This is a genomic window from Aquimarina pacifica, assembly GCF_000520955.1.
Classification (GTDB): Bacteria; Bacteroidota; Bacteroidia; order Flavobacteriales; family Flavobacteriaceae; genus Aquimarina; species Aquimarina pacifica.
This window is the reverse complement of the sequence record NZ_JACC01000107.1, coordinates 1-1,175: the sequence shown is the minus strand read 5'-3', so window position 1 is coordinate 1,175 and position 1,175 is coordinate 1. Positions and strand designations below refer to the sequence as shown.

Genomic DNA, 1,175 nt, shown 5'->3' with positions numbered 1-1,175 from the left:
GGATCAAACTGATCACTCGCTGTAATCTGGGCTACATTCGTATACTCTCCCAGAGCGCCCGTTGGGGCATTCACCGTAACATCATAAGTTAAAGTGACTCCTGCTAAGCCAACACTCGATAAAGACCAATTAATCGTCGTAGCTCCTACATTGTAAACTCCACCATCACTAATACTACCGGGTACGATACTATACCCTATTGGCAATACATCTTCGATGCTTACACCTGTCGCTACATCTGGACCTGCATTGTCGATCTGTAAACTAAAGGTCAACACATCGCCTACGTTAACCGGAGCTCCATTACCATCTGTAAAACTCTTATCTAAAGATAAATCTGCAGCAGTAGGAGTAACTACAAAAGTATCCTCATCATCATCATCTCCACCCGTTGATGGATCATTATCGCCATCGGCATTATCTTCATCCACTGTATTATCTGTCGTCGGATCACTGTCTGGATCAAACTGATCACTCGCTGTAATCTGAGCAACATTCAAATATTCATCTGCAGCGCCCGTTGGTGCATTTACCGTAGCCTCATAGGTTAAAGTGATAAAACTACTACTTGGAACAAATAAATTTGACCAACTCGCAGTATCACCACCAACGATAATACCACCATTATTAACGCCTACTAACGTCAAACCGATTGGCAATACATCGGCTACATCAACTCCGGTAGCATCACTAGGACCATCATTGGTAATTGTTAACTCAAAAACTAACGTATCACCAACATCTGGAGTAGCACTACCGCTCTGTAAGCCTTTGCTTATACTTAAATCAGCTTGTTCTGGAGCGATTGTTATACTATCCTCATCATCATCATCGATACCATCACCATTATCATCTACAGTATCATCCTGCGTCGGATCACTGTCTGGATCAAACTGATCACTTGCCGTAATCTGAGCTGCATTCGTATACTCACCCGCTGCTCCCGTAGGGGCATTCACCGTAGCCTCGTAACTTACACTTATACTACCATTATTGCTCGGTATACTTAAACCTGTCCAATCTATTGTATTAACCGTAGCAACTCCGCCATCATTGATCGTACCGATCGTAAATCCGGATGGAACTAAATCACTAACAGCAACACCTGTAGCTGCATCTGGACCAGCATTGCTAATTGTAAGAGTGAATACAACTACATCACCTACATTAGGACT

The 1,175-nt window shown here is 43.0% G+C and carries 1 pseudogene; it reads right to left on the bottom strand.

The features are described 5' to 3' along the window. Positions 1-1,175, bottom strand: a pseudogene (locus DZ60_RS23785) (hypothetical protein); the annotation flags it as partial.